Source organism: Curtobacterium flaccumfaciens (assembly GCF_004361695.1).
Lineage (GTDB): Bacteria > Actinomycetota > Actinomycetes > Actinomycetales > Microbacteriaceae > Curtobacterium > Curtobacterium flaccumfaciens_B.
The window spans coordinates 87276-110031 of record NZ_SNVW01000002.1 but is presented as its reverse complement, the minus strand read 5'-3'; the positions used below and the strand labels follow the sequence as shown (position 1 = coordinate 110031).

Sequence of the window (22756 nt, the reverse complement as noted above, 5' to 3'; positions counted from 1 at the left end):
CGCGTGTACATGTTTCGACGACGACGACGACAACGACGACAACGACCGACCCGGCGGCACGGCAACGCACACGCCCGGAAACGGGGAACGGGCCGGTCGGAATCCGACCGGCCCGTTCACGACCCGAGTCTGAGCGACAACCCGAATATCGCCCTGACTCGTAGCTGGTGGTGGCTTCGTACCCTAGTCGGCCACCGCCTGCGATGTTCTTCGTTGAAGGACACCGAACAACAACTACTATGCCTGCCGCCAACTGGTCTGTCAGTCGTCATTATGGGGGACAAATCGTGCGATTTCAGACCCCGTCGACCGCAGATGTCCCCCGTCTGAGGGGAGACCGACCGGGAAGTGCACCCTGCAACGCTGCAGACGACTCGATACCCAGGGGTACATGGTCGCCCGTCCTGGCGGGGGAGCGCAAGCCCCGGGCGACGCCGACGCGCGGTCGTGCGCAAGACGGACCGTGCGAAAAACGGACCGTGCGCTCGGCGGACCGCGCCGAACTCAGCGCAGCGACCGCGCCCAGGCCCCCGCGCCGTGCTCGAGCGGCCGGCGCAGCCCACGGGCCGACACGTCCCACCCGGTCCGCGGCGACACCGTGACCTCGGGCCGGCCGAGCGACGCGGCCTCGTCCGCCTGCCGCTGCAGGACGGCGATGACGGCGGCGAGTTCCTCGGGCGTCGGGTCGCCGGAGACGACGCGGACGTCCGCCCCGACCGACACGGGTTCCTCGGCGGGGACGGCGGCGGCGTGGCGGCCCATCAGCGCACCTCGATCACAGCGGGATGTTCCCGTGCTTCTTCGGCGGCAGCGATGCACGCTTGCCGCGCAGGGCACGGAGCGCCTTGATCACCGAGACGCGCGTGGCGTGCGGCTGGATGATCCCGTCGAGCTCACCGCGCTCGGCCGCCAGGTACGGCGACGCCACGTTGTAGGTGTACTCGTTCGCGAGCTTCGCACGCACGGCGGCGACGTCCTCGCCGGATTCCTCGGCACGCTTGATCTCGGCGCGGTACAGGATGTTGACGGCGCCCTGACCACCCATCACGGCGATCTCGGCGGTCGGCCACGCGAGGTTGATGTCGGCGCCGAGCTGCTTCGAGCCCATCACGATGTACGCGCCGCCGTAGGCCTTGCGCGTGATGACGGTGACGAGCGGCACGGTGGCCTCGGCGTACGCGTAGAGGAGCTTCGCGCCGCGGCGGATGACCCCGGTCCACTCCTGGTCGGTGCCGGGCAGGTAGCCGGGGACGTCCACGAGGGTGAGGATCGGGATGCCGAACGCGTCGCAGAACCGCACGAAGCGGGCTGCCTTCTCGCCGGCGTCGATGTTGAGCGTGCCGGCCATGGCCTGCGGCTGGTTCGCGATGATGCCGACCGTGCGGCCCTCGACCCGGCCGAAGCCGATCAGGATGTTCGGCGCGAAGAGCGGCTGGACCTCGAGGAACTCGCCGTCGTCGACGAGGTGCTCGATGATCGTCGTGACGTCGTACGGCTGGTTGGCCGAGTCCGGGATGACGACGTCGAGCTCGTGGTCGGCGTCGGTGGTCTCGAGCTCCGGGGCGACGTCGTACGCGGGCGGGTCGGACAGGTTGTTGTCCGGCAGGAAGCCGATGAGCGACCGGGCGTAGTCGAGGGCGTCGGACTCGTCCTCGGCGAGGTAGTGCGCGACGCCGGAGACGGCGTTGTGCGTCTGTGCGCCACCGAGCTCCTCGAAGCCGACGTCCTCGCCGGTGACAGTCTTGATGACGTCGGGGCCGGTGACGAACATGTGACTGGTCTTGTCGACCATGATCACGAAGTCGGTGAGGGCGGGGGAGTACACGGCACCGCCGGCCGCCGGACCCATCACGATGGAGAGCTGCGGGATGACCCCGGACGCCTGCGTGTTGAGGCGGAAGATCTCGCCGTACTTGCCGAGGGCGACGACGCCTTCCTGGATGCGGGCGCCGCCCGAGTCGAGGATGCCGATGATCGGCACGCCGGTCTTGATCGCGTGCTGCATCACCTTGATGATCTTCTCGCCGGCGACCTCGCCGAGGGAGCCACCGAAGACGGTGAAGTCCTGCGCGTACACGGCGACGTTCCGGCCGTGGATGGTGCCGACGCCGGTGACGACCGCGTCGCCGTACGGCCGCTTGGCGTCCATGCCGAACGCGGTGGTGCGGTGGCGGACGAACTCGTCGAACTCCACGAAGGAGTTCTCGTCGAGCAGCTGCTCGATCCGTTCGCGCGCCGTGCCCTTGCCCTTGGCGTGCTGCTTGGCGATCGCGGCCTCGCCCGCGGCGGTCACTGCTTCGTGGTACCGCTCGCGGAGGTCGGCGAGCCGACCGGCCGTCGTCGAGAGATCGGGGGTGTCTCCTGAAGTCACCCGCTCACCCTACCGGCGGTGACGACGCGGCTGGTTGGAGGACCCCCACGGTTCCTGCCCGTACATTTGCGTGCATGTCCACACCTGCGTCGCCGCCGTTCCCGACGAGCCGAGCGGCCGTCGCCGCGGCCGGCGCCGTGTTCACCGCCCCGGCGACGACGGGCTCGACGAACGCGGACCTGCTCCAGGCCGCGCCGGAGCAGCCGCACGGCAGCGTGCTGGTCACGCTGGACCAGACCGCGGGGCGCGGCCGTCTGGACCGCTCGTGGACGGCCCCGGCCGGTGAGACCCTCGCCGTGAGCCTCCTCGTCCGCGCGGACCTCGACGAGCGCGACCGCGGCTGGCTCCCGTTGGTCGCCGGCGCGGCGATGCGCGACGCGGTCGCCGCGGTCCTGCCCGGCGACGAACAGCTCGGCGCCGACGTCGCGGTGAAGTGGCCGAACGACGTGCAGATCGGCGGCCGGAAGGTGTGCGGCATCCTCTGCCAGGTCGCCGCCGACGGCAGCGTCGTGGTCGGCGCCGGCGTGAACCTCACGATCCCCGCGGACCGGCTCCCGACACCCACGTCGACCTCCCTGGCCGTCGCCGGTGCGACGGGGTCCGCCGACGTGCTCGCCGACCGAGTGCTGGTCGCCTTTCACCGCGCCGTCCTGGAGGCAGTGGCCGCGCTGGTCACGGGCGGTCCGGCCGCCGGGACGGTCCGGTCCCACGTCCGGTCGGCCTGCGGCACGATCGGGCAGCGCGTCCGGATCGAGCTGCCGGACGGCACCCACCTGGAGGCCGACGCCACCGGCATCGACGACGAGGGCCGCATCACGATCCGGGATCGACAGGGCGTCCGCAGGGGCGTCGCCGTGGGGGACGTCACCCACCTGCGGTATGCATGACGGCATGACCGACGAGCCGCCGCCCGAACGCGTCGTCGCACGCCTGCGGCCGCACGCGCGTCGGCTCGTGCGGCCCGCGGTCTTCGTGGTGCTCGTCACGCTCGCCGGCGGGTTCGGTTTCGGTGTCTTCCGTGCCGAGCTGGCGTGGCTCAACGCCGTCGTCGCCGGGCTCGTGCTGCTCCTGCTGTTCCTCGGCGGCGCACTGCCGCTGTTCCGGTGGATGTCCGAGCGGTACGTGGTGACCACGAGGCGCCTCGTCGTCGTGCACGGGCTCGGCACCCGGACCCGGCGGGAGCTCCTGCACTCCCGGGGCTACGACGTGACGGTCCGGCGCCGGGGGCTGCAGGGTGTGTTCCGCTCCGGGGACGTCCTCGTGTTCCCGGGCGACGAACCCGCGATGGTGCTGGCGGACGTGCCGTACGCCGACCTCGTCGTGGCGGTCCTGCACGACATGGTCGAGGCGCACGAAGCGCGCCGCCGACACCGGGAGCCCGACTGGGACGAGATCGTCGGCGGCGCCGAGCGGCCGCAGTGGGGCGACGTCCGACCCTGACCCCGTGTCCCGCTCCGGCGCGTCGGCCCAGCGCACTCGCTCCCCGCGGGCTCGCTCCCAGCACACTCGGTGGAAGTCCGACGAGAACCCGGTAGCGTCTTCCCGTGCGAATCTCTGTCATCGGCTGCGGGTACCTCGGTGCCGTGCACGCCGCATCCATGGCCAAGCTCGGGCACGACGTCGTCGCCGTCGACGTGGACCCGGTCAAGATCGAGCGGCTCGCGGCGGGCGAGGCCCCGTTCTTCGAGCCGGGTCTCCCCGAGATCCTGTCCGAGGCGCTCGCGTCCGGACGCATCCGGTTCACGACCGACATGGCCGAGGTCGCCGGCGCGCGCGTGCACTTCCTCGCCGTCGGCACCCCGCAGGGCCCGACCGGCGCCGCGGACCTCACCTACGTCGACGCCGCCGTCGCCGCGCTCACCCCGCACCTGTCCGCGGGCGAGTTCGTCGTCGGCAAGTCGACGGTGCCGGTGGGGACCGCCGCTCGGCTCGCCGCCGAGGTCGAGGCCGCCGTGCCCGGCGCGTCGCTCGTCTGGAACCCGGAGTTCCTCCGCGAGGGCTTCGCGGTGCAGGACACGATCTCCCCGGACCGCTTCGTGTACGGCGTCCCGGACGGCGAGACCGGCCAGCGCGCCGTGGACACCCTCGACGAGGTCTACGCCGAGGCACTCGCCAGCGGCACGCCCCGACTCGTCGTGAACCTCCCCACGGCCGAGCTCGTCAAGATCAGCGCGAACGCGTTCCTCGCGACGAAGATCTCGTTCATCAACTCGATGGCCGAGATCGCCGAGGTCACCGGCGCCGACGTCACGGCGCTCGCCGACGCCATCGGCCACGACGCCCGCATCGGCCGGAAGTTCCTCAACGCGGGCCTCGGCTTCGGCGGCGGCTGCCTGCCGAAGGACATCCGCGCGTTCCAGGCGCGGGCGAACGAGCTCGGGGTGGGGGAGTCGCTGGCGTTCCTCGCCGACGTCGACGCCACCAACCTGCGTCGTCGCGCGTACGTCGTCGAGCTCGCGCAGGAGCTCCTCGACGGAGCCGTCCAGGGCAAGCGCGTCGCCGTGCTCGGCCTGGCCTTCAAGCCGAACTCGGACGACGTCCGCGACTCGCCCGCGCTCGACATCGCGGCGCGACTGCACGACCTCGGCGCATCGGTCGCCGCCTACGACCCCGAGGCGATCGTCACCGCGCGTCGGATCCACCCCGAGCTGGACTACGTCGAGACCGCCGACGACGCGCTCCGCGGCGCCGACCTGGTGCTCGTGCTCACCGAGTGGAACGCGTTCCGCGAGCTCGACCCGGTGCACGCCGCGTCCCTCGTGTCCAGCGCGGTCGTCATCGACGGCCGGAACTGCCTCGACCGCGACGCGTGGACCGCTGCCGGCTTCCGCCTCCGCGGCATGGGCCGCTAGCCACCCGGCGACCGGCGTTCCCCGACGGCGCCGACGACGTGCTCCGGCACGGCGTCGGCGCCGTCGTCGTTCGGCGACGACGACGGCGCCGAAGGGGGCCAGCGCCGCCGAGCGGGCCGCACCGCTGAGCCGAGCGGGTCACACCCCGGAGGAGACCCGTTCCCCGTCGGTGCCGGTCGGCTCGGCCTCGTTCGTCGGCCGGTCCGTGCGCTCGGGGTGGTACACCCACACCTTGTAGAGCCAGAAGCGGAACGCGGTGCCGAGCAGGAGCCCGATCACGTTGCCGGAGACGTTGTCCGCGAGTGCCGAGGTGAACCCGAGCACGTAGTGGGAGACGGCGAGGCAGCCGAGCGAGATGACCATGCCGCCGAGGGAGACGATGACGAACTCCACGCCCTCGCGCGCCGCCACGGAGCGGCGCTGGTCACGGAAGGTCCAGTACCGGTTCCCCATCCAGTTGACGAAGATCGCGGCCACGGTCGAGACCACCTTCGCCCAGAACGGGCCGGAGTGGACGTCGTCCGGGTTCAGGACGGTCGCGCGCAGCACGTTGAAGATCGCGGTGTCGACGACGAAGCCGACGGCACCGACCACGCCGAAGCGTGCCAGTTGGGCTATCAGTCGCCGCACGGGTTCTCCAGGGTCCGTAGAGTTGTCGCTGGTCGTGCAGTGCACGTCTCGAGCGGTCGCACGGACGGTGCGACCCGAGTAGCGATTGTAGACAGGGCGCTCTCCCGGCACGGTGAGAACGACGGAAGGAACACACAGCATGGCGTTGCGCGTCGGGGTCATCGGTGGAGGACAGCTGGCACGGATGATGGTGCCCGCCGCGGTGGAGCTCGGGATCGACATCCGGGTGCTCGCCGAGGGGCCGGGCATGTCCGCAGCGATCGCCGCCACCGCCGAAGGGGACTACCACGACCTCGACACCGTCCTCGCCTTCGCGCGCGACGTCGACGTCGTCACCTTCGACCACGAACACGTCCCGCAGGACGTCCTCCGCGCCCTCGTGGACGCCGGCGTCGCGGTGCGTCCCGGGCCCGATGCGCTCGCCGTCGCGCAGGACAAGATCACCATGCGTCAGCGCCTGTCCGAGCTCGGCCTGCCGGTGCCGGACTGGGCCGCCGTGCAGGATCCCGACGAGCTGCAGGCGTTCCTCGACGACCACGGCGGCCGTGCCGTCGTGAAGACCGCGCGCGGCGGGTACGACGGCAAGGGCGTCCGCGTCGTCACCGACCCGGCGGACGTCTCCGACTGGTTCATCGCGGTCGCCGAGGCCGGCGGTGGGCAGGCCCTGCTCGTCGAAGAGCTCGTGCCGTTCACCCGTGAGCTCGCGCAGTCCGTCGCCCGTCGGCCCTCGGGCGAGGTCGTCGCCTGGCCGATCGTCGAGACCGTGCAGCGCGACGGTGTCTGCGCCGAGGTGTTCGCCCCGGCGCGGGACAGCGCCGGACGACTCGCCGACCTGGCCGAGGACATCGCCGTCCGGATCGCGACCGAGCTCGGCGTCACGGGCGTGCTCGCGGTCGAGCTCTTCCAGACCGACGACGAGCGGATCCTCATCAACGAGCTGGCCATGCGTCCGCACAACACGGGGCACTGGTCGATCGACGGCGCGACGACGAGCCAGTTCGAACAGCACCTCCGCGCCGTCCTCGACCTGCCGCTCGGCGCGACCGGCATGCACGCGCCGTCCGCCGTGATGATCAACGTGCTCGGTGGTCCGGCCGACGGCGACCTCGCCGCGCGGTACCCGGCAGCGCTCGAGGCCTTCCCCGAGGCGAAGTACCACTTCTACGGCAAGGCGCCGCGGCCGGGGCGGAAGATCGGGCACGTGACCGTGATCGGTGACGACGTCGACGACGTGACGTACCGCGCGCGTTCGGCGGCTGCGCACTTCGACGACTGAGGCCGGTCCGAACGGGCCTGAAGCGGTCCGCAGAACAGCGGACACCCGGTCGGGTGGCACCCGATCTGGCGTGTGTACGGGTGCCCGGGGCGCGTGCTCCCATGGAGCGGTCAGGGGTCGACCAATCCACAGGAGTCCGTCATGCGCCGCGTCCGTGTGCTCGCCGTGTCCGGAGCGCTCAGCGCGCTCGTCGCGTTCGCCGCGGGGGCGCTGACGCCGGTCGCCGCGTCGGCGGCGACCACGGCCGCGTCGATGCGGGCGGCCTCGTCCGCGACGCTGTACGGGAAGGGGCCGTACCGGTCGGACACGAGCGAGGCGGCGAAGCAGGTCTCCGCGCTCGCCACGACCGATCCCGCCGGCGCTGCCGCGGCGAAGGTCATCGCCCAGTACCCCGTCGCGACCTGGCTCGGCGACTGGACGCAGGGTGCGACCCTCACACGGACGATCGACACGGCGGTCACGGCGGCCGACCGGGCCGGCACGACCGCGGTCTTCGTCACGTACGCGATCCCCGACCGTGACTGCGGCGGGCACTCCGCGGGCGGCTTCGACGAGGCCACCTACACCGCGTGGGTGGACCAGGTCGTGTCCCGCCTCGCCGGACACCGCGCCGCGGTCGTCGTCGAACCGGACTCGCTCGCGATGCTGAGCAACAGCGCGTGCGACGCGTCGCTCGGGCAGCAGCGCTTCCGGATCCTCTCCCGCGAGGTCGCCGCCCTCACCGCGGCGGGCGTCCCCGCCTACCTCGACGCCGGGAACTCGAACTGGGTCCAGCCGGTGGTCATGGCGTCGCGGTTGCAGAGTGCCGGCGTGCAGCAGGCACGCGGGTTCTTCACGAACGTCGCGAACTACTACCCGACCGCGCAGGAGCAGGCCTACGCCGAGAAGGTCTCCGCGCTCACCGGCGGCTCGCACTACGTCATCGACACCTCACGGAACGGGCAGGGCTGGCGCGGGACCTGGTGCAACGGTCCGGGTGCGGGACTCGGGACGACGCCGCGCGTCGTGTCCGACGGCACCGCGCTCGACGCACTGCTCTGGGTGAAGACGCCCGGCGCGAGCGACGGACTCTGCAACGGCGGCCCGGCTGCCGGCAAGTGGTGGTCGGCGGCTGCGCAGGGCCTCGTCGCGAACGCCCGTCTCGGCACCCCGGCCGCGCAGGCCGCACCCGCAACCGCACCCCGCGCACCGTCGGTGGCGCCGGTGGCGAAGCGGGACTCGGCGACCTCGACCGCGAAGCGGCGCCTCAGCGTCCGCGGGTGGGCGTTCGACCGTGACGACACCACGAAGCCGGTGACCGTGCGGATGACGGTGGACGGCAAGACCGTCGGGTCGTGGCCCGCGAGCGTCGCACGGCCGGACGTCGACCGGGTGCACGGGGTCGGGAAGAACCACGGGTACGAGGTCACGGTGGCCGCCGCGAGCGGGAAGCGTTCGGTGTGCCTCACCGCGCTCGGCATCGGGGCTGGTGGCGACCGGGCACTGGGCTGCACGACCGTCGCCGTGCGCTGACGCGTCCCCGTGCGCTGACGCGTCCCCGTGCGCTGACGCGTCCCCGTGCGCTGACGCGTCCCCGTGGGGCCGTCGGTGCCTCCAGTAGGCTCGTGCCGTGACCGACACCGCAGCCCCCGCCCAGCCGCTCGTCTCGATCATCATGGGCTCCGACTCGGACTGGCCGACCATGCGGGCCGCCGCGGACACCCTGACGGAACTCGGCATCGCCTTCGAGGCGGACGTCGTGTCAGCGCACCGGACCCCGGACAAGATGACCCGTTTCGCGCGCGGTGCAGCGGCACGCGGCATCCGGGTCGTGATCGCCGGTGCCGGGGGAGCGGCGCACCTGCCCGGGATGGTCGCATCGATGACGACGCTCCCCGTGATCGGCGTGCCCGTACAGCTCGCGCGCCTGGACGGGCTCGACTCGCTGCTCTCCATCGTGCAGATGCCGGCCGGCATCCCCGTCGCGACGATGGCGATCAACGGGGCCGCGAACGCCGGACTCCTCGCGGCACGGATCATCGGGTCGACGGACGCGGCGGTCTCCGCGCGGCTGCAGCAGCACGCCGAGGACCTCGAGCGGATCGTCGAGGAGAAGGCTGCGCGACTCCGCGACGCGCTCTGAGTCGAGCGTCAGCTCGTCGCGCCGCTGACCCCGTTCACGGTGACGGTCTTGGCAGCCCCGCCGACCGACACGGACACGGACCACGTCGGTGCCGAACCGCTCCCACCCAGCACGATGCCGGTGACGGTGCCCCCGGCTGCGGTCGCAGCTCGCGAGGCCGCCGCGGTCGCGTCCACCTTGAGCGCTGCCGCTCGCGCGACGTTCGCGGCCTTCGTGCCCGCGTCGGAGTCCTTGGGGAACGGGCCGGACGTCACCCGGTCGAGCGTCGCCGACACGACCGACTGCGTGAGCGACCCGTCGGGGCCAGCGACGACGACGGTCCACGAGTCGCCCGAGCCGGCGAGCGAGATCACGGTGCCACCACCCGCGGCAGCCACGCCCTGCTTGGCGATCTTCGTGAAGTCGACGTTCGCCGGGGCGTCGGCGCCGCTGCCGTTGCCGGTGCCCGGGCCGGTGCCGTCGTCGGCGGAGCCGGTCTGGTCGTCCGTCGGGGCGGTCGTCGGCTCCGGCGTCGGCAGCGGGTCGGCCGTCCGGGTCGCGGTCGGGGTCGACGAGGCGCTCGAGGTGCTGGTGGCGGACGGTGTGCGGTCCGGGGTGTCGCCGCCCGAGCAGCCGGTCAGCAGGGTGGCCGTCGCGACGCCGAGCGCCAGCGGAACGGTCAGGATGGTGAGCGGGTGTCGACGCGTCATGCCCCGATCTTGGCAGCGGGACGCGCGCCGACGACGGAGGACACGGTGGGCTCGACCGATCGTCACGGATCCGTGATCGGCGACGCCGACGTCCGTGACCCCGTGATCGGCGACACCGAGGTCGGTGTCCCCGTGATCGGCGACACCGAGGTCGGTGTCCCCGTGATCGGCGACACCGAGGTCGGTGCCCCCGAGGTCGGCGCACCGTCGAGGTCTGGACGCCGTCGAGTTCGGATCAGAGGTCCGCGTGCAGCTGCCAGGTCTCGGACGCGGAGTCCCGCCAGGTGAACATCCGGGCGCGGTCGGGGCCGGCGATCGCCAGCTGGGCGGCGAGACGGCGGTCGTTCGCCACCTGGTACACGGCCTGGGCGAGTCGTTCCGCGTAGGACTCCCGCGGGTTGCGGGCGACGACCACGCCGGCGTCCGAAGCGACCTCGCACACCGCGGCGTCGTCGGAGTGGATCACCGGCGTGCCCAGGCTCATCGCCTCGATCACGGGCAGACCGAAGCCCTCGGCGAGGCTCGGGAAGACGAACGCGGTCGCGCGATCGTAGGCCACGGCGAGGTCGGCGTCCTCGACGCGACCGAGGACCTTGAGTCGTTCCGGCGCGAGCCCGACCCGCTCCGCTTCGCTGTGCACGTCGACGTCGCCCCAGCCGTCGGGTCCGGCGATGACGAGTGGGAGCTCCTGCGGTGCGTCGGGGTGCGCCATCGCGGCGATGAGGTGGGCGAGGCCCTTCCGCGGCTCGAGCGTGCCCACGGCGAGCACGTACCGCGGCGGCAGCCCGAGGCGTTCCGCGCGGAGGTCGGCGTCGACGGGCACCCGCAGTCGCCCGCTCGGTGCGCCGCCGATCACCCGGAGCCGGTCGCCGAACGGGTGCACGCCGTTCAGTTCACCGGCGACCGCGTGGGTCGGCACGACGACGGCGTCCGCGTACTTGTACGCGCGCTTCACCATCGCCCGGTGGAACTGCACGCCGCGCGGGGTGAGCGTCTCGGGGTGGGTCCACGGCACGGTGTCGTGGACGGTGACCACGGTCTGTCGGCCGGGCTCGAGCGAGCGGTCGTGCTTCACGAGCGGCGCGAGGACGCTCGGAGCGTGCACCATGCCCTGCGAGGCACCGCGGGCGAAGCCGCCCTGCCAGGCGAGTGCGAGTTCGCGGCGGGGGAGCGCCAGCCGTTCGAGGTCGGCGAGTCCGGGGAGCAGTTTCCGGAGGTGGTCGGTCTGGTCGCGGGGAGCGGCGGACACCAGGCCGACGACGTCGCAGCCCGCCGGAGCGGTGGCGATGAGCTCCCGCGTGAGTTCTTCGGCGTACCGGCCGATGCCACCCGGGACGGGGGCGATCACCTGGTCGACGATCACGCGGAGTGTGGTCATCTCGTGGAGCTCCTCGGTGTTGCGGACGTCGCACGACCATACCAGCGCGCGCCGGGCGACTCCTCGACGCCGACGACGGCTCCCGAGCGACGCCGACGACGGCCCCGAGCGACGCCGACGACGGCCCCCCAGCGCCGCCGACGACGACTCCTCGACGCCGGCGACGACTACTCCGCAGCCGCTCCGGGGTCGGCGTGCACCGGCGACGCGGCTCCGGCGGCGGCCCGAGCGCGGCGGTGTCGACGCTCGCCGAGGACGGCACCGAGGGCGAACAGCAGGTCGACGACGGTGAGCAGCACGCGCGACATCACGGCGACGCTGACCGCGGCCGAGGCGCCGAGCGGGACGCCCGCGGTGAGCATCGCCGTCAGCACGGCCTCGCGCCCGCCGAGACCGGCCGGCAGGAAGAAGACGAGGAACCCGACGAGCCAGGCGAGCGCGTACGCCCCGATGGTGAGCACCACGACCCGCAGGTCGACGTGGCCGAGCGGGACGAGGACGAGGGTGATGTGCAGCCCGAACACGAGCCACGCGAGCGCCGCCCAGCCGAACGCACGGACGACCGCTCCGAGGCGGATGTCGATCGTGCCGAGGTCGCGCCGGGTGACCTTGGACGCCAGCCGGAGACCGAACCGGAGCACCGCCGGGTGCAGCGCGGCGAGCACGATCGGGACGAGGAGGACGACGAACCAGTAGCGGGCGAACGCGTCCGGCTGCACGAACGGGATCGTGACGGCGGCCACGCACACGCCGGCGCCGCAGCTGACGAGGAGCGTCAGCATGCCGACGGCCACGCTGCGCGCCGGCGGCACCTTGTGCTCGCGGCCGAGGTCGGCCTGGGCCACGATCGGCCACACCGACCCGGGGATGTACTTGCCGATCTGCGACAGGAAGAACACCCGCTGGGCCGCGGCGAGCGGGATGTGGTGCCCGGCGCCGGCCATCAGCGCGCGCCAGGACAGGAACGTCACGTAGGTCGCCGCCGCGCCGACGACGAGCGCCGCGACGAGCGTCCACGGGTTCTGCCGGCTGAAGGCGTCGGCGATGTCGCCGGCCCGGGGGACGAGGAACGCCACGCAGAGTGCGAGGGCGACGACGAGGGCCACCACGCGGACGACGGACTTGGCTCGGGAGCGCTTTGCGGGCTGGGGGACGTCGGTCATTCTCACCTAGGGTTGATCGGGTGCGTCAGGACCGAGACGGCGCGCACATCGAACCGAGAAGAGGCGACACACGTGCGGATCCTGACCTTCGGAACATACCAGGCCTCGGATCACCCCCGGGTGCGTGTGCTCGCCGACGGGCTCCGGGAACGGGGCCACCAGGTAGCCGAGGCGAACGTCCCGCTCGGGCTGTCCACCCGCGACCGGGTCGCGATGCTCGGTGCCCGTTCCGGTGCGCTGCAGATGGCCGGTCGCCTCGCGAGCAGCTGGTCGCGCCTGGTCGGCAAGGCCCTGCGCGCCCGACGCTCCGGTCGTCCCGACGCCGTGCTCGTCGGGTACATGGGGCACTTCGACGTGTGGCTCGCCCGGGCCCTCTTCCCCCGGACCACGATCGCGCTCGACCACCTCGTCTTCGCGGCCACGACGGCGCAGGACCGCGGGGTCGGTGACGCCGGCCTGAAGCAGCGGCTGCTCCGATTCCTCGACGCGTCGGCGCTCCGGATCGCCGACGTGGTCGTCGTCGACACCGAGGAGCACCGCGACCTCGTGCCGGAGCGGCTCCGGTCGAAGGCGGTCGTGGTGCCGGTCGGTGCGCAGGAGTCGTGGTACGACGCGGCGGCCTCGGGCAGCATCGACACGGACGGACCGCTCCGCGTGGTGTTCTACGGCCTGTTCACCCCGCTGCAGGGTGCCGAGACGATCGGTGCGGCGATCGGGCTGCTGCCGTCCGACGGGTCCGTCACGGTGACGATGGTGGGGTCGGGGCAGGACCTCGACGCGTCGCGCGCCGCGGCCGAGGGCGGAGCGCCGACGGAGTGGATCCCGTGGGTCGACGCTGCGGAGCTCCCCGCGCTGGTCGCGTCCCACGACGTCGGGATCGGCATCATGGGCACGACGCCGAAGGCGCTCAAGGTCGTGCCGAACAAGGTCTACCAGTGCGCCGCCGCCGGGCTCGCGGTCGTCACGAGCGACACCGCGCCCCAGCGCCGGACCTTCGGTGACGCGGTCACCGCGGTGCCGGCCGGGGACGCCGCGGCCCTCGCGGCGGCGGTGCGGGCGCTGGCCGCGGACCGCGCGCTGCTCGCCGAACGCCGGACGGCCGCCGCGCAGGCGGCCGAGCGGTTCCGTCCCGCAGCGGCGGTCGCGCCGCTCGACGACCGGCTCCGCGCCGGCGCGCGCTGACCCGGACAAGCGAGGAAACCGGGACCGACGGCCAGACCGGAACCGACAGCCGGTCCGGAACCGACAGCCGGTCCGGAACCGACAGGAAGACCGGAACTGACGGAGAAGGACTGGAGGCCCGGATCACGTTCCGCGTGTTGCGGACGTGATCCGGGCCTCCAGTCCGAACCGTTCTGATCAGGCGTCGAGGACGCCCGCGGCCACCGCGGCGGTGAGCGCTTCGCGCCAGTCCCGCATCGGTGCGAGGCCGGCACGCGACCACCCGTCGTGGCCGAGCACGCTGTACGCGGGCCGCGGCGCGGGCCGCACGAAGGCCGAGCTGTCGGTCGGCAGGACCCGCTCGGGGTCGAGGCCGACCTCGGCGAAGATCGCCTTCGTGAAGTCGAACCAGGACCCCTGGCCGCCGTTCGTCCCGTGGTAGGTGCCAGCGGGTGCGTCGGCGTCGACGAGCGCGACGATCTGGCGGGCGAGGTCCCCGGTCCAGGTCGGCTGACCGATCTGGTCGGTGACGACGCTCACCGTGTCGTGCGAGCCGGCGAGGCGGATCATCGTCTTCGCGAAGTTCGGCCCGTGTGCGCCGTAGAGCCACGCACCGCGCACGATGTACGACGAGTCCGGAGCGATCCGGCGGATGGCCTGCTCGCCCGCGGCCTTCGTGCGACCGTAGGCGCCGATCGGGGCGAGCGGGGCGTCCTCGGCGTACGGCGTGGTGCCGGTGCCGTCGAACACGTAGTCGGTGGACACGTGCACGAGCTTCGCGCCGACTGCTGCCGTCGCCGTCGCGAGGACCTCGGGGCCGCGGGCGTTCACCGCGGCGGCGTCGTCCTCGTGCGATTCGGCGTCGTCGACCTTGGTGTAAGCGGCGCTGTTGATCACGACGTCGTGGCCCTCGACCGCGGCGGCGACCGCCGCGGCGTCGGTGATGTCGAGGTCGGCTCGACCGAGTGCGGTGACCTCACGGCCGGCCAGGGCCTGCTGGAGGTCCTGGCCGAGCATGCCGGCGGCGCCGGTGACGAGGAAGCGGGTCACAGTGCGGCGCGTTCCTTGAGCGGCTCCCACCACGCGCGGTTGTCGCGGTACCACTGCACGACGTCGGCGAGACCCTGCTCGAAGGGCACCTGCGGCTCGTAGCCGAGCTCGGCTTGGATCTTCGAGATGTCGACCGAGTAGCGGAGGTCGTGGCCGAGACGGTCCTGCACGCGGTCGACGTACGACCAGTCCTTGCCGGTCGCCTCGAGGAGGAGCTCGGTGAGCTCCTTGTTCGTGAGTTCGGTGCCGCCACCGATGTTGTAGATCTCGCCCGCGCGGCCCTTGGTGAGCACCAGGGCGATGCCGCGGGTGTGGTCGTCGACGTGCAGCCAGTCGCGGATGTTGTTGCCCTCGCCGTAGAGCGGGACGTGCTTGTCGTCGATGAGGTTCGTGACGAACAGCGGGATGACCTTCTCGGGGAAGTGGTACGGCCCGTAGTTGTTCGAGCAGCGCGTGATCGAGAGGTTCAGCCCGTGCGTGCGGTGGTAGCTGCGCGCGAGCAGGTCGCTGCCGGCCTTCGACGCCGAGTACGGCGAGTTCGGCTCGAGCGGGCGGTCCTCGTCCCACGAGCCCTCGCTGATCGAGCCGTAGACCTCGTCGGTGGAGACGTGCACGAAGCGCGGGGTGCCGTGGCGGAGCGCGGCGTCGAGCAGACGCTGGGTGCCCACGACGTTCGTCTCGACGAAGACACCGGAGTCGCGGACCGAGCGGTCGACGTGCGACTCGGCGGCGAAGTGGACGATCGCGTCGATGCCGGGGACGACCTCGTCGAGCTTCGCGGCGTCGGTGATGTCGCCCTTGACGAACGTGTACCGCGGCGAGTCCGCCACCGGAGCGAGGTTCTCGAGGTTGCCCGAGTAGGTCAGCGCGTCGTAGACGACGACGTCCGCCCCCTCGAGGCCGGGGTAGGCGTCCTGCAGGGTGCGCCGGACGAAGTTCGAGCCGATGAAGCCGGCCCCTCCGGTGACGAGGATCTTCACGGAATGTTCCTTTGTGTCGGTTCAACGGTCGGCGGTGAGTTTAGCGGGTCGCCCTCGTCGGGCCCTCCCGGCGCCGTCGCAGCGGTGGCGTCGGCGGGTTCCGGGGCCGGGGCGGCGGTGGCGTCGGCGGGTTCCGGAGCCGGGGCGGCGAACGCGCGCCACAGCAGCACGAACGCCACGACGCCGACCACCGCGAGCAGGACGAGGAGCACGGCGACGCCCTTCAGGCCGTACGCGACGGACGTCGACAGCGCGCCGACACCGCTGCGCAGGACACCGAACACCGTGTTCTGGAACGCACCGCTGTAGAGCAGCCCGAGCGAGGCGACGACCATGAGCGGCGCCACCACCAGCGCGGTGCGCGCGAGCCGGACGCGTGCGACGGGCGACACGACGAGCGTCGCCCAGGCGAGCGCCTGCAGCAGGAGCAGGGCGGCGATCGAGGGGAACAGGAAGCGCCCCTGGTTCACGGTGACCCCGAGGTGGCCGGCGTAGGTCGCCCAGTCGCGGACGAGCACCACGACGAGCGCCGTGGCCGGCAGCACCGCCACGAGAAGCATGGTGCGCCGTGCCGCCACGCGCCGGGTCGCCGCCCAGACGACCACGGTCAGTGCGACCACGGTGAAGACGTCGACGATGATCGGGGAGAGCGGCCACTCGTAGCGGCCGAGCCTGCCCCAGAACGAGTTCGACAGACCGTCCCAGAAGGCGCCGGCGAACTGCGTCGGTGCGGGGGACTCGTAGCGCGGCCACGGCTGGGTCACCGCCGGGAAGGCGTCGGGCTGCGGGGTGCCGGTGCGGACGAACTGCCGGAGGTACCACCAGCCGGTGGTCACGGCAGGGACGGCCACCACGACGACGGCGCGGAGGACGCGTCGGCCGATGCCGTCGACGGCGTGCCCGGACGTCGCGTTGCCGGACGCCGCGAGCCCGGCAGCCGTGTGCCCGGCCGTCGTGTGCCCGGACGTCGTGAGCCCTGCCGTCGTGTGTGCAGAGACCGTGCGCCCGGCCAGGACGACGACGATCGCGAAGGGCACGAGCATGAAGCCGCCCGCCATGACCGCGGTCGCGATCGCGAGCGTCCCGCCGAGGGCGAGGACCGTCCACCACGAGCGGTCGCCGGTGAGGATGCGGACGCCGAGCCACGTCGCGGTCGCACCCGCCGTGATCACGGGGACCCAGACCGACACGGACGACCCGAGCTGCGCGATCTGCGGGACGGCGAACAGCGCGACGGTCGCGGCGAGGGCGGTGCGCGGCGACCGGGTCACCCGGCGGACGGTCGCCCACACGAGGGCGGGCAGGGGCAGCATCACGAGCACGTCGACGAGCCGCATCCCCAGCACGACGATGTCCCAGCGCCGGGTCGTGAAGTCGAGCACGTGGGCGACGACCGCCTGCGCGAGGAAGTACGTCGGCGGGTGCTGCGACATCGGGTTGACGAGCGTGTTGACCGAGCCGTCGCCGACCACGTCCGCGAAGGACCCACGGCCCGTCACGGGGACGAGCTGCTGCGGGACGTTCTGGGCGAGGAGGCCCTGCAGGTAGTGCAGGTCACCGGCGGCGGGCCAGGACCGGCCCATCGCCAGCTGGATCGCGGCGTCGACGTTCGCGAGCTCGTCCGGTCCGTGCAGCGCCGGGGTCACGTAGGCCCAGGTGGTGAGCAGGACGCCGAACAGCAGGGTGAGCACGATCACCGGGACGACGTCTCGGCGGTGGGCGGACCAGCGGGTCATGCCAGCTCCTCCGTCTCGGTCGGGGTGGTCGCGGACGGCACACGGACGCTGGTGACCACCGCGGCGGCGAGCACGACCAGCGCGAGGAGCCAGCACACGACGACGAGCGGCACCGCGACCGGGGACGAGGCGTCGAGGACGTCGAGGCCCCGTGGTGTGACCCGGACGCGCGAGTGCTCGGCGAAGGAGGCGTACACGAACAGCACCCCGTAGAGCGCCAGCGCGGCGCCGAGTGCGGACACCACGAGCGAAGCCCGCCGTCGGCCGGTCGGCGTCCCGAACGCGCGGCGCCAGGCGATGGCGCTCAGGGCGATGAACGCCACGATCGCGGGGAAGTAGTAGCGCCCCTGGGTCGCTCCGACGAACGTGGTCGACAGGTAGCTGCCCCACGAGTTCGACGTCTGCAGCACGAGGATCGTCGCCGGCAGGACCGCGAGCGTGATCGCGACGCGGAGTCCGGGGGCGCGACGGAACGCCCACACCAGGATCGCGCCGAGGGCGAGCACCGTGGCCGTCTCGAACACGACGGGGGAGATGATCCACTGCGCCCGGCCGCCGAAGCTGCCCCAGAAGGTGCGGGCGATGGTCGACCACGAGACGTCCGCGAAGGTCACCGGGTCCGGTCCGGTGCCGGCCGGGAACGGCTTCGGGGGCCGCAGCGACTCGAAGCCGTTCGGCTGCAGCGTGTGGAAGACGACCAGGTTGCGGAGCCACCACCACGCGCCGATGACGGCCGCGAGCGCGAGGGGCCAGAGCGTGCGGACGATCCGCGACCCGAGGCGGGCCGGGCCGGGAGCGCCCAGGAAGAGGGCGACACCGGCGAACGGGATGAGCGGGAGCGCCGTGCCCTTCCAGGTGATGGCGATCCCGAGGGACACCGCGAGCGCGATCGTGGTGCGGAGCCGCCGGTCCCCGGTCAGGACGCGGGCGGCGAGCCAGACGGTCGTGGCGGCGAAGAGCATCACGGGGGCGTCGTTCGAGGCCGAGGCGCCGATGGACGCGAGCTGCGGCACCGCCAGCACGGCGAAGGCCCCGGTCACCGCGGCCCGGGGCGACCGGGTCACGCGTCGCACGGTCGCCCAGGCGAGCAGCGGCAGCGGCAGGACGAAGAGCGCGCCGAGCAGGCGCACCGCGAACAGTGCCTCGGAAGGCTGCAGCGACTCGAAGTGCACGAGGTGCAGCACGCTGGCCGCGACCACGTAGTACGTCGGCGGGTGCTGCGTCATCTGGTCGACCGTGTCGGTCTGCCCGGCACCGGTCTGGTCGAGCAGCTCTCCCATGGTCGGGGACGAGGACGGGTCCTTCGCGCCGGCCGCACGGTCCACCGCCTCGAGCACGTGCAGGTGCCCGGGGTCCGGCCAGCCGTCACCGATCGCGACGTGGACGGCGGCGTCGAAGTGCGCCTTCTCGTCGGGGGCCTGGAACGCCGGCACGACCGCGGCCCAGAGGAAGAGGACGATGGCGAAGCCCGCCGTCACCGCGAGGACGACGAGGAGCTCCGGCCGACGGATCCGACGGGCTCCCGCGTCCGGGGCGCTGGTGCGTGCTCCCGGAGCGGTCGACCGATGGTCGTGCGCGACCTCAGTCGCCATACCGCTGGAGCTTCTGCAGGTCGAGCTGCTCTTCCGTCAGGGTCCGGTTCAGGCGTGTGAGGTCGGCGACGACGCCGATCACGATGGACAACACCGCGGTGATGAGGAGGACCACCCCGAGGATGATCGACTGCAGGTGGTTGCCGCCGGTGTGCATCGCGATGAGCACGAGGTAGCGGACGAGCGGCCAGAGGCCGAGCGCCCCGAGGACCGCCGCCACCCAGAGGAACAGTGCCATCGGGCGGTACATCAGGTACACGCGGGCGATCGCCGACCCGGACTGGAACATGTGCTGCCAGATGTTGCTGAACAGCCGGGACTCCCGGGTCTTCGGGTTCGTCGTGATCGGCACGCTCGCGATCGCCAGCCGCTTGTACCCGGCCTGCACGATCGTCTCCATGCAGTAGCTGAAGCGCGTCACGATGTTGAGTCGGATGAGCGAGTACTTCGAGTACGCCCGGAAGCCGCTCGCCGCGTCCGGCAGGTCCAGCCCCGCGGCGCGCGAGGCGACCCACGAGCCGAAGCGCTGCATGGTCTTCTTGAAACCGGAGAAGTGCTCGATCGTCCGGGTCTGCCGGTCGCCGATGACGATCTCCGCTTCGCGGCGGAGGATCGGCTGGACGAGCTCGGCGATCTGCGCCTGCGGGTACTGGTTGTCGCCGTCGGTGTTCACGACGATGTCCGCCCCGTGCAGGAGCGCGTAGTCGACGCCGTCACGGAACGAGCGGGCGAGACCCATGTTCGTCGTGTGGTGCACGAAGTGCTTGACGCCGTGCTCCTTCGCGACCTCGACGGTGCGGTCGGTGCTCCCGTCGTTGATGACCAGGATCTCGATCTCGTCGATGCCGTCGATCTCACGCGGGATCGAGTCGATGACGCTGGCGAGGGTCCCTTCCTCGTTGAGGCAGGGGATCTGAACGAACAGTTTCACGGAGTGGTTGGTCCCTGTGTGTCATCGGTCGGCGGGTTCCGACTCGCAGGTCGTGACGATCCTAGGTCGCCCGGACGGTCCGCATCGGGGGCGGAACTGACACATTCTACGCAGAGCCGGACGGCGATCGGACCGGGACCACGCCGTGCCACCATGGTGCGGTGCCTGCCTTCCGCTCGTCCGTCGCCCGCCTGGTCCGTGGTCTCCGGTCCGCGCCCTCGCCCGACGCCGACCCCGTCCCCACCGACGCCGACCCCGTGTCCGCGCCGCCCCTGGTCGGGTTCGTGGTGCACGGAGCGGGCGGTGTCCACCCCGCATCGGCGCACATCCGGGTGACCGGCCGGATGTCGGCGCTCGCGGCCTCCGGTGCCGCTCGCGTCGCGCAGGTCGACCCGGTCCGATGGGCGGACGGGTCCGACACCGCGCACCTCGACGTCCTGCTGGTCCAGCGGGACGCGTTCCCGGTCGCCGCGCTGGACGCGGCCTTCGACCGCGCCGCGCGGGAGGGCACGCGGATCGTCGCGGAGGTGGACGACGACTTCTTCAGCCAGGAGGCGCGGGGCCGGCTCGCGCGGGCGGAGTACGACCCGGAGCGGCTCGCCTCGGTCGACCGTCTCGTCCGCGGTGCGGACGCCGTCGTCACGTCGACGGAGACCCTGCGCGCGGTCCTCGCCGCCGTGGGCGTCGAGTCGGTCGTGGTGCCGAACGCCGTGCAGCCGGGGATGTGGGACGACGGGACGACCCGCCCCCGCCCGGCGGTGTCGCGACGGGTCCTCTACATGGGGTCCGCCACGCACGGCGGGGACCTCGACCTCCTCCGGCCCGTCTTCGACGGGTTCGTCGACGCCGACGGGCAACCGGTCCGCCTCGAGGTCGTCGGCGTCACCGGGGACGACGACGCCTGGTACGACCGACTGCCGCTCCCCGAGGGCGGCACGCACTACCCGGACTTCGTGGCGTTCCTCCGTTCCCGGACGAGCCGGTGGTCGGCGGGCGTGGCACCGCTCACGGACGACCGCTTCAACGACGCGAAGAGCGACCTCAAGTTCCTCGAGTACTCGATGCTCGGGCTGCCGTTCGTCGGATCGGACCGGCCGTCCTACCGCGGCACCGACGCGTACGGCGGACTGCTCGTCGGGGACGACCCGGCGGCCTGGCGGCGGGCGCTCCTGACGGCCTTCGCCGAGGGCGACGACCGCGTCGCGCGGGCCAGGGCCCACGTCCGTGCCGAGCGTGTCGTCACCGCCGACGGCCCCTGGCGACGCGCGCTCGGCGTCTGACCGGGTCCCCGCGTCGGCGGCTTGCTAGGCTGCCCCGGTGCAGATCCGCGAACTGAAGATCCCCGGCGCGTGGGAGTTCACGCCCGTCCAGCACGGCGACGCACGAGGAGCATTCCTCGAGGCGTACCGGGCCGACGTCCTCGAGGAGACCGTCGGTCACCCGCTCGACCTGCGGCAGGTGAACATGTCGATCTCGTCGGCCGGTGTCGCCCGGGGCATCCACTACGCCCTCGTCGCGCCGAGCCAGGCGAAGTACGTGACCGCGGTCCGCGGCGCGTTCATCGACTACATCGTCGACATCCGCGTCGGATCGCCGACGTTCGGCCAGTGGGACTCGGTCCGCATCGACGACGTGGACCGCAAGGCCGTCTACCTGTCCGAGGGCCTGGGCCACGCGATCGTCGCGCTCGAGGACCGGTCGACCGTGAACTACCTCGTCAGCGCCCACTACGACCCCCAGCGCGAGAAGGGGATCACCATCCTCGACCCGACCGTCGGGCTGACGCTGCCGGACGGGCTCGGCGAGCCGGTCCTCTCCGAGAAGGACACCAGCGCCCCCACCCTCGAGGAAGCGGCGGCGCAGGGGCTGCTGCCGACGTACGAGGAGTGCGTCGCCTACACCGAGTCCCTCCGGACCAAGAACTAAGGAGTCCCGATGAAGGGCATCATCCTCGCCGGCGGTTCCGGCACGCGCCTGTGGCCGATCACCAAGGGCATCAGCAAGCAGCTCATGCCGATCTACGACAAGCCGATGGTCTACTACCCGCTGTCGACGCTCATGATGGCCGGCATCCAAGAGGTCCTGGTCATCACGACGCCGGAGTACAACGACCAGTTCCGCGCCCTGCTCGGCGACGGCTCGTCGCTCGGCATGGACATCCAGTACGCCGTGCAGCCGTCCCCGGACGGACTCGCGCAGGCCTTCGTCATCGGTGAGGACTTCATCGGGGACGACAGCGTCGCGCTCGTCCTCGGCGACAACATCTTCCACGGCACGGGCCTCGGCACGAACCTCCGCAAGAACACCGAGGTCGACGGCGCCACGATCTTCGCGTACCACGTGGCCGACCCGAAGGCGTACGGCGTCGTCGAGTTCGACGACGCCTTCACCGCGGTCTCCATCGAGGAGAAGCCGGCCGAGCCGAAGTCGAACTACGCCGTCCCCGGCCTGTACTTCTACGACAACAAGGTCATCGAGATCGCGAAGACCATCGAGCCGAGCGCCCGCGGGGAGCTCGAGATCTCGACGGTCAACGAGCGCTACCTCGAGGCGGGGGAGCTCGGCGTGCAGGTCCTCGACCGCGGCACCGCCTGGCTCGACACCGGCACGTTCGAGTCGATGATGCAGGCGTCCGAGTACGTGAAGGTCATCGAGGACCGACAGGGCTTCAAGATCGGCTGCATCGAGGAGATCGCCTGGCGCAACGGCTGGATCGACGACGCACAGCTCGCCGACCTCGCCGCACCGCTCGTCAAGGGCGGCTACGGCGTCTACCTGCAGAACCTGCTGCGCGGCTGACGATGGCCCGGGCAGGGCTGCGCCGG

The 22756-nt window shown here is 72.1% G+C and carries 21 protein-coding genes; 10 read left to right on the top strand and 11 right to left on the bottom strand.

Annotated elements, in window-relative coordinates; all coding sequences use genetic code 11:
• Window positions 1–504: 504 nt before the first annotated feature.
• Window positions 505–762 carry an acyl-CoA carboxylase subunit epsilon gene (locus EDF64_RS03205; protein WP_133518661.1) on the bottom strand — a complete coding sequence of 86 codons (258 nt, stop codon included), beginning with the start codon at window positions 760–762 and terminating at the stop codon, window positions 505–507.
• Window positions 763–775: 13 nt separating this feature from the next.
• Window positions 776–2371 carry an acyl-CoA carboxylase subunit beta gene (locus EDF64_RS03200; RefSeq protein ID WP_071290596.1) on the bottom strand — a complete coding sequence of 532 codons (1596 nt, stop codon included), beginning with the start codon at window positions 2369–2371 and terminating at the stop codon, window positions 776–778.
• A gap of 74 nt (window positions 2372–2445) precedes the next feature.
• On the opposite strand from EDF64_RS03200, the gene EDF64_RS03195 reads away from it, so the two are divergent.
• The 3 genes from EDF64_RS03195 (at window position 2446) to EDF64_RS03185 (ending at window position 5223) form a co-directional block, all read left to right on the top strand.
• Window positions 2446–3258, top strand: a complete 813-nt coding sequence (locus tag EDF64_RS03195) for a biotin--[acetyl-CoA-carboxylase] ligase (RefSeq protein ID WP_133518660.1) — start codon at window positions 2446–2448, stop codon at window positions 3256–3258.
• 4 nt (window positions 3259–3262) lie between these two features.
• Window positions 3263–3811: a PH domain-containing protein gene (locus EDF64_RS03190; RefSeq protein WP_166645584.1), complete on the top strand. Its 549-nt coding sequence runs from the start codon at window positions 3263–3265 to the stop codon at window positions 3809–3811.
• 104 nt (window positions 3812–3915) lie between these two features.
• Window positions 3916–5223: a UDP-glucose dehydrogenase family protein gene (locus EDF64_RS03185; RefSeq protein WP_133518658.1), complete on the top strand. Its 1308-nt coding sequence runs from the start codon at window positions 3916–3918 to the stop codon at window positions 5221–5223.
• A gap of 138 nt (window positions 5224–5361) precedes the next feature.
• On the opposite strand, the gene EDF64_RS03180 is transcribed toward EDF64_RS03185, so the two are convergent.
• Complete coding sequence (locus tag EDF64_RS03180) at window positions 5362–5853, bottom strand: GtrA family protein (RefSeq protein WP_133518657.1); 492 nt, start codon at window positions 5851–5853, stop codon at window positions 5362–5364.
• A gap of 139 nt (window positions 5854–5992) precedes the next feature.
• Here EDF64_RS03180 and EDF64_RS03175 point away from each other — a divergent pair, with 139 nt between their 5' ends.
• From EDF64_RS03175 to purE, 3 genes are all read left to right on the top strand, one after another.
• The gene (locus tag EDF64_RS03175) at window positions 5993–7129 is read left to right on the top strand and encodes a 5-(carboxyamino)imidazole ribonucleotide synthase (RefSeq protein WP_133518656.1); all 1137 of its coding nucleotides are present in this window, start codon (window positions 5993–5995) and stop codon (window positions 7127–7129) included.
• A 141-nt stretch (window positions 7130–7270) separates the two neighbouring features.
• Complete coding sequence (locus EDF64_RS03170; RefSeq protein WP_133518655.1) at window positions 7271–8641, top strand: glycoside hydrolase family 6 protein; 1371 nt, start codon at window positions 7271–7273, stop codon at window positions 8639–8641.
• A gap of 142 nt (window positions 8642–8783) precedes the next feature.
• Window positions 8784–9251 carry a 5-(carboxyamino)imidazole ribonucleotide mutase gene (purE, locus tag EDF64_RS03165; RefSeq protein WP_133518927.1) on the top strand — a complete coding sequence of 156 codons (468 nt, stop codon included), beginning with the start codon at window positions 8784–8786 and terminating at the stop codon, window positions 9249–9251.
• A gap of 8 nt (window positions 9252–9259) precedes the next feature.
• On the opposite strand, the gene EDF64_RS03160 is transcribed toward purE, so the two are convergent.
• From EDF64_RS03160 to EDF64_RS03150, 3 genes are all read right to left on the bottom strand, one after another.
• Window positions 9260–9940: a hypothetical protein gene (locus EDF64_RS03160; protein ID WP_133518654.1), complete on the bottom strand. Its 681-nt coding sequence runs from the start codon at window positions 9938–9940 to the stop codon at window positions 9260–9262.
• 235 nt (window positions 9941–10175) lie between these two features.
• On the bottom strand, window positions 10176–11318 hold the full coding sequence (locus tag EDF64_RS03155) for a glycosyltransferase family 4 protein (RefSeq protein ID WP_133518653.1): 1143 nt from the start codon (window positions 11316–11318) through the stop codon (window positions 10176–10178).
• Window positions 11319–11485: 167 nt separating this feature from the next.
• The gene (locus EDF64_RS03150; RefSeq protein WP_133518652.1) at window positions 11486–12481 is read right to left on the bottom strand and encodes a lysylphosphatidylglycerol synthase domain-containing protein; all 996 of its coding nucleotides are present in this window, start codon (window positions 12479–12481) and stop codon (window positions 11486–11488) included.
• A gap of 72 nt (window positions 12482–12553) precedes the next feature.
• On the opposite strand from EDF64_RS03150, the gene EDF64_RS03145 reads away from it, so the two are divergent.
• Window positions 12554–13663 carry a glycosyltransferase gene (locus EDF64_RS03145; RefSeq protein ID WP_243736228.1) on the top strand — a complete coding sequence of 370 codons (1110 nt, stop codon included), beginning with the start codon at window positions 12554–12556 and terminating at the stop codon, window positions 13661–13663.
• Window positions 13664–13840: 177 nt separating this feature from the next.
• Here the strand turns inward: EDF64_RS03145 and rfbD are convergent, their stop codons facing one another.
• From rfbD to EDF64_RS03120, 5 genes are read right to left on the bottom strand one after another with little or no spacing between them, the layout of a single operon-like run.
• Entirely contained in the window at window positions 13841–14692 is an 852-nt protein-coding gene (rfbD, locus tag EDF64_RS03140; protein WP_133518651.1) for a dTDP-4-dehydrorhamnose reductase, read from the bottom strand.
• On the bottom strand, window positions 14689–15672 hold the full coding sequence (rfbB, locus tag EDF64_RS03135; protein WP_133518650.1) for a dTDP-glucose 4,6-dehydratase: 984 nt from the start codon (window positions 15670–15672) through the stop codon (window positions 14689–14691). The genes rfbD and rfbB overlap by 4 nt, the downstream gene beginning before the upstream one ends.
• Window positions 15669–17408 (bottom strand): hypothetical protein, encoded by a 1740-nt coding sequence (locus tag EDF64_RS03130; RefSeq protein WP_133518649.1) that lies wholly within the window; start codon window positions 17406–17408, stop codon window positions 15669–15671. The genes rfbB and EDF64_RS03130 overlap by 4 nt, the downstream gene beginning before the upstream one ends.
• The gene (locus tag EDF64_RS03125) at window positions 17405–19000 is read right to left on the bottom strand and encodes a glycosyltransferase family 39 protein (RefSeq protein WP_133518648.1); all 1596 of its coding nucleotides are present in this window, start codon (window positions 18998–19000) and stop codon (window positions 17405–17407) included. Before EDF64_RS03125 ends, EDF64_RS03130 begins: the two co-directional genes overlap by 4 nt.
• A complete protein-coding gene (locus EDF64_RS03120) occupies window positions 18990–19931 on the bottom strand; it encodes a glycosyltransferase family 2 protein (RefSeq protein WP_133518647.1) in 942 nt (313 codons plus the stop codon). The genes EDF64_RS03125 and EDF64_RS03120 overlap by 11 nt, the downstream gene beginning before the upstream one ends.
• 161 nt (window positions 19932–20092) lie before the next feature.
• Between EDF64_RS03120 and EDF64_RS03115 the strand changes: the two genes are divergently transcribed.
• From EDF64_RS03115 to rfbA, 3 genes are read left to right on the top strand one after another with little or no spacing between them, the layout of a single operon-like run.
• Entirely contained in the window at window positions 20093–21211 is a 1119-nt protein-coding gene (locus EDF64_RS03115) for a hypothetical protein (RefSeq protein ID WP_133518646.1), read from the top strand.
• A gap of 37 nt (window positions 21212–21248) precedes the next feature.
• Window positions 21249–21857, top strand: a complete 609-nt coding sequence (locus EDF64_RS03110; protein WP_133518645.1) for a dTDP-4-dehydrorhamnose 3,5-epimerase family protein — start codon at window positions 21249–21251, stop codon at window positions 21855–21857.
• Window positions 21858–21866: 9 nt separating this feature from the next.
• On the top strand, window positions 21867–22730 hold the full coding sequence (rfbA, locus tag EDF64_RS03105; RefSeq protein WP_133518644.1) for a glucose-1-phosphate thymidylyltransferase RfbA: 864 nt from the start codon (window positions 21867–21869) through the stop codon (window positions 22728–22730).
• The last annotated feature ends 26 nt before the right edge of the window (window positions 22731–22756 follow it).

Bases quoted from the DNA above. Each gene is read 5' to 3' on its own strand.
- EDF64_RS03205 (WP_133518661.1), bottom strand. From the start codon at position 762: ATGGGCCGCCACGCCGCCGCCGTCCCCGCCGAGGAACCCGTGTCGGTC.
- EDF64_RS03195 (WP_133518660.1), top strand. From the start codon at position 2,446: ATGTCCACACCTGCGTCGCCGCCGTTCCCGACGAGCCGAGCGGCCGTC.
- EDF64_RS03190 (WP_166645584.1), top strand. From the start codon at position 3,263: ATGACCGACGAGCCGCCGCCCGAACGCGTCGTCGCACGCCTGCGGCCG.
- EDF64_RS03175 (WP_133518656.1), top strand. From the start codon at position 5,993: ATGGCGTTGCGCGTCGGGGTCATCGGTGGAGGACAGCTGGCACGGATG.
- EDF64_RS03170 (WP_133518655.1), top strand. From the start codon at position 7,271: ATGCGCCGCGTCCGTGTGCTCGCCGTGTCCGGAGCGCTCAGCGCGCTC.
- purE (WP_133518927.1), top strand. From the start codon at position 8,784: ATGGGCTCCGACTCGGACTGGCCGACCATGCGGGCCGCCGCGGACACC.
- EDF64_RS03160 (WP_133518654.1), bottom strand. From the start codon at position 9,940: ATGACGCGTCGACACCCGCTCACCATCCTGACCGTTCCGCTGGCGCTC.
- EDF64_RS03155 (WP_133518653.1), bottom strand. From the start codon at position 11,318: ATGACCACACTCCGCGTGATCGTCGACCAGGTGATCGCCCCCGTCCCG.
- EDF64_RS03150 (WP_133518652.1), bottom strand. From the start codon at position 12,481: ATGACCGACGTCCCCCAGCCCGCAAAGCGCTCCCGAGCCAAGTCCGTC.
- EDF64_RS03130 (WP_133518649.1), bottom strand. From the start codon at position 17,408: ATGACCCGCTGGTCCGCCCACCGCCGAGACGTCGTCCCGGTGATCGTG.
- EDF64_RS03125 (WP_133518648.1), bottom strand. From the start codon at position 19,000: ATGGCGACTGAGGTCGCGCACGACCATCGGTCGACCGCTCCGGGAGCA.
- rfbA (WP_133518644.1), top strand. From the start codon at position 21,867: ATGAAGGGCATCATCCTCGCCGGCGGTTCCGGCACGCGCCTGTGGCCG.